Source organism: Pontibacter sp. HJ8, from assembly GCF_054824225.1.
Genome location: NZ_JSYF01000408.1, coordinates 1 through 5040, shown reverse-complemented (window position 1 = coordinate 5040; position 5040 = coordinate 1). Strand labels below are relative to the sequence as shown.

Genomic DNA, 5040 nt, shown 5'->3' with positions numbered 1-5040 from the left:
GGAGGGGCAGGGGTGGTTGGACCCGGTGAATGCTAACGATGAACTGATCAGATATAGGTATAGGTTATGCTGAGACTAAGCTGCACAAGGCTGTTGCTACGACAGCAGAAAACTTGTTAGCGTACATACATCAAAAAAACCATAACCTACAGCTTCTCCACTACCAGCCGTGCTTTCTGCACTTCGCCTTCTATTTCCAGGCCCGGATAAGGCTTCACTTCTTTCAGAGTAAAACGATACGTTGTTTCTCCTACCAGGGCAGTCACAGTGTGCGTGTTGCGGGGAGGTTCAGGGGAGCAGTCGCCAATGCAAAGCTCTATTTTGTCGTTAGAGCCCTGGCTGTTGGAGGCTCTCAAGATGATGGAGGCACTGCCAGCTGTTACACAATTGGCATTGGCCGGGCAGCGGGAGTCCTGTATACCTTCCAGGGAAACAATCAGGCGGCGGGGCACATCCCCGCCAAAGAGCGTGACTTGCTCCCGATGCTGCAAGAGCACCTCCTGGCCAAATTTCAGATCACTGGATTCGCTTTGGGTTTCGGTATGGAGGGGAGTTTCTTCCTGCTGGCATTGCGTGAGAAGCGCCAGCGCTAGTAATGGATAAATCAGTTTAAGCATAATCGGTAAGAGGTACAGGTTATTTCAACTGTAAGAGCCTCTTTAACGGGTATAGGTTGCAAATAGTATTTAATTTTTGCTGACTGATGTCTTCACATTGTTTATCTGCTGCTTTTGTAGGATATTGTCCCTCTATACCTATCCCTTTACAAAGCAGTGAGTACCAGTACCTCTACTCTCGTTAAACAAAAAGTCAGGACCCTGGCCGACCGGCTGCGAAATTTTCGCCTATACCACCGTTACCTGGGCCTTGCGCTGGGTGTTTTCGTGCTCATCAGCAGCCTGACCGGTATCCTGCTCGGATGGAAGAAAAATGTGGACCTGCTGCAGCCGCCAACGCACAAAGGTATAACCACGGACCTGCAGCAGTGGATCCCGCTGGCTGATATGGCCAGGATTTCCATAGCAGGATTAGACTCCGCTGCGGCCATCCAAGACAATCCCATCGACAGAATAGAAGCCCGCCTGGACAAGGGCATCGTGAAAACTATTTTTCAGGAAGGCAGCTGGGAGGTTCAGCTGGATGCCAGCACAGGCAAAGTGCTTTCGGTTGCCCGCCGCCACTCCGACTGGATCGAGAAAGTGCACGACGGCTCCATTATCAGCGACCTCTTTAAGTTGGTCACCATGAACGTGCTGGGGTTTGGGCTACTGATCATTTCCTTTACAGGATTCTTTTTGTGGTTTTACCCCCGGAAGATCCGAAAAATCAAACAAGAGTAGCCGGTGGAGAAGTTGCTTTTGAAACTGCTGTTGCTCCTCTGCTTGGCTGCGCCCGCAGCCTACAGCCAGGTACTCACAGTCAAAGATCAGGTAACCCAGCAACCCCTGGAAATGGTCGTCCTGACCGGCGACAGCACCGCGCCAGCTGTTGTAACGGACAGCAAAGGCAAGGCGGATATCACCCCATTGCGGGGAGCCGGCAGGATTTCCGTTCGCCTGGCGGGCTATAACACGGAGCTGTTGAGCTATACCCAGCTGCAGGAAAAACAATTCCGGCTTTTGCTGCAAGAAAATACGATCTCGCTGAAAGCGGTGGTGATATCGGCGACACGCTGGCAGCAGGATGCCCGGGAGGTGCCACAGAAGGTGAGCGTCATCCGCCCGAAAGATGTGCTGCTGCAGAGCCCGCAGACCGCTGCCGACATGCTGGGGCAGACCGGGGAAGTATTCATTCAGAAAAGCCAGGGCGGGGGCGGCAGCCCCATGATACGCGGCTTTGCCACAAACCGGGTGCTGCTCACCGTGGATGGGGTACGGATGAACACGGCCATTTTCCGTAGCGGCAACCTGCAAAACGTGATTTCACTCGACCCTTTTGCCCTGGAAAAAACAGAGTTGCTGTTCGGGCCTGGCTCCGTCACGCATGGCAGCGATGCCATTGGGGGAGTGATGAGTTTCTATACCCTTACCCCAAAATTTGCTGACAGCGATAACCTGCTGGTAAACGGAAATGCAGCCGGGCGCTGGTCTTCTGCCAACCAGGAAAAAACGGGACAGGTGGGCATCAACATCGGCCTCAAAAAATGGGCCTTTCTCAGCAATGCAACCTGGACTGACTACGGTGACCTCAAAATGGGCTCCTGGGGCCCCGATGAATACCTCCGGCCGGAGTATATGAGCAGGAGTGAGGGGCAGGATGAAGTAATCTCAAACCCCGATCCGGAGCGGCAGGTATACACCGGCTACGACCAGCTGAACCTGATGCAGAAGATCCGGTATAAGCCCACTGAAAACTGGGAGTTTCAGTACGGTTTCCATTACTCTGCCACTTCCGATGTGCCCCGCTATGACCGCCTGATCCACTACCGTAACGGGAAACTGCGCGCAGCAGAATGGTATTATGGCCCACAGGTATGGCTGATGAACAACCTGAACGTGACCCATCGTGCGGATGCCCGGGCGTTCGACAAACTCCATATCGGGCTGGCCCACCAGCTTTTTGAAGAAAGCCGGCACAACCGGGATGTAGGTTCGCCCACCCGCTACAACCGCACCGAAAAAGTAAACGCGTACTCGGTTAACCTCGACTTTGAGAAAGCCCTGGGCAACCGGCATCATCTGTTTTACGGGGCAGAACTGATCTACAATAACGTGCGCTCGCGTGGTACGGATGAAAATATAATTACGGGGAAGCAGGTAGCAGGTCCGGCGCGTTACCCGGATGGGTCTGACTGGAGTTCGTATGCCGCCTTCCTCACTTACCGCTTCAAAGCAGGGGAGAAGGTAACGTTGCTCTCCGGTATGCGCTACAATCACTTCCGGCTCAACGCAGCTTTTGATACCACCTTTTATGACTTTCCGTTTACCTCTGCTCAGATCAATGCTGGGGCTTTGACCGGAAGTGCAGGACTGGTGTATAGCCCAGAGGCAACCTGGCAACTCAGCACTAACTTGTCCACCGGTTTCCGCTCGCCCAATGTGGATGACATCGGCAAAGTATTCGACTCTGCTCCCGGACTGGTACTGGTGCCCAATCCGAACCTGAAACCCGAATATGCCTACAATGTGGATCTGGGATTTGCCAAAACGTTTGGCACAGCGGTCAAACTGGACGCGACTGTCTTTTATACTTACCTGCAGGATGCGTTGGTCAGGCGTGATTTTAAGTTGAATGGGCAGGACAGCATCCTGTACGCGGGCGAACGAAGCCAGGTGCAGGCGATCCAGAATGTGGCCTACGCTACCGTGTGGGGCGTGCAGGTAGGTGTGGAAGTAAAGCTCCCGGCAGGATTTGGCTTCTCATCGCGCTTCAATTTCCAGAAGGGGACGGAGGAACTAGACAACGGCCGGCAGGCTCCCTTGCGGCATGCGTCCCCGGCATTTGGCATCACCCGCCTGACCTATACCCGTAACCGGCTAAAAACAGACGTCTATGCCATGTACAACGCCGAAGTGAAGCATGTGAATCTGGCGCCGGAAGAGCAGGGGAAAGCTTATATGTATGCCCTTGACGAAAACGGGAATCCCTACAGCCCTTCCTGGATGACACTCAACGTCAAGGTGCTGTACCAACTGAATCCATACTTGACGGCAAGTGCAGGTATCGAAAACATAACCGACCAGCGCTACAGGCCTTATTCATCGGGTATCGCAGCCCCGGGCAGAAATTTTATTGTGTCGCTGTCGGGGAGGATATAAGGCTAAAGAAATACGATACTTCAGGCTGTCGTTGCCAGTTGTGCATCCTGCCGGAATACTTTTCTGATTGCCCTTTGCAGCGCTAGCAGTTTTTCCGGAACCGACAGATAAACCCGCTCTGTCAGTCCAGTTCTTATTTCAGTAATGACTTTTCACGCAATGTGCCTTTACCCGTTTTGCGTATGGTGGTCAGATTGTCCTGCAAAGGCGGGTTAGGAGCACTCAGATGTACTGCTTTTTTGTTCCAGTAATCAGCAAAGCCTCTGTTGATCCACATGTCATTGTTTTGTGGGCCTTCTAAAATGTCGGAGAAGTAGATCGTTTTGGGTATGGCGGGGAGTGGAGCTACCGCGCATTCTTCACAGTCAGACGTGGCTAGTGTGGCATAGCGCTGATCCAGGGCTTTATCGTATGCCGCTGCCTTTCCGGACAGCAGATCCACATAGGCCGTCGTGATGTTATTATCTATGGAGAACAGGCTTAACGCAAAAAGAAGCAAGGCCACAGCAGGTAGGACAGGAGAAAGCAGGCGTTCCTGCTGCAGCAGGTGGCCGTAGGTATGGAGGGCAACCTGCAGGATATAGAACCACCCGAAGATAAAGAAGAAGCAGATCACATTTTCCACCCTGGGCGTAGCACGCTCACCGGTTGACCAGGCAAAAGCAAAATACATCAGGAAGATAGTGGTCAGAAAATATAGTACAGCCATCCGCAGGTCAACTTTAAACAGCCGGCTGTGTTCAGACCTGTCAGCCAATGGCAAGCCCCAGTATACCAGATACAGCACAGAGGCTGCCAGCACAGGTGCCAGCCACCTGTAAAAAGTAAGTAAGGTCAGGAAGGCAGAATAGACAGCGGACCACAAAAATCTGGAAGCATTCGGGTGGTCGTTCATGCGCTGATAATTGCCTGGTGCCAGTACTACCACCAGGCAGGAGATGGCGCAGACAACGAACAGGAACAACAGGTATAGCCGAACTTCTGTATTGCACCGGTTGGCGATCAGGATAAGCAATAATGTCGTAAACGCTATGATCAATGCCATCTCATTCGATCCCACCATGGCAATACAAAGTATTGCTGCCAGGCCGATGTAAAGTTTTCTGGACTGATTGTTTCTTGTGCTGAAAAAAGCATAAACAAGACCCAGCATCAGCAACATCAGGATGTTGGGAAACTGGTAAGTAGCGTAGGTGACAAAAAAGTAAAAGCCTTCAGCCGGACTTGGTACCAGGAGCAGGTACAGACTCAAAAGTATAGCAGTCAGCGCTATTATTCCTTT

General features: G+C 52.3%; 4 protein-coding genes. 2 read left to right on the top strand and 2 right to left on the bottom strand.

The window, feature by feature from the left end:
- Positions 1-146 precede the first annotated feature (146 nt).
- Positions 147-617, bottom strand: coding sequence for a hypothetical protein (locus OB13_RS16600; RefSeq protein WP_461491298.1), 471 nt, complete (start codon positions 615-617; stop codon positions 147-149).
- Between the two features lie 156 nt (positions 618-773).
- Here OB13_RS16600 and OB13_RS16595 point away from each other — a divergent pair, with 156 nt between their 5' ends.
- Positions 774-1340, top strand: coding sequence for a PepSY-associated TM helix domain-containing protein (locus tag OB13_RS16595; RefSeq protein WP_461491297.1), 567 nt, complete (start codon positions 774-776; stop codon positions 1338-1340).
- A gap of 3 nt (positions 1341-1343) precedes the next feature.
- Positions 1344-3758: a TonB-dependent receptor plug domain-containing protein gene (locus OB13_RS16590; RefSeq protein ID WP_461491296.1), complete on the top strand. Its 2415-nt coding sequence runs from the start codon at positions 1344-1346 to the stop codon at positions 3756-3758.
- A gap of 133 nt (positions 3759-3891) precedes the next feature.
- On the opposite strand, the gene OB13_RS16585 is transcribed toward OB13_RS16590, so the two are convergent.
- Positions 3892-5040: DUF6056 family protein (locus tag OB13_RS16585; RefSeq protein WP_461491295.1), on the bottom strand; the 1149-nt coding region annotated here is incomplete at its 5' end.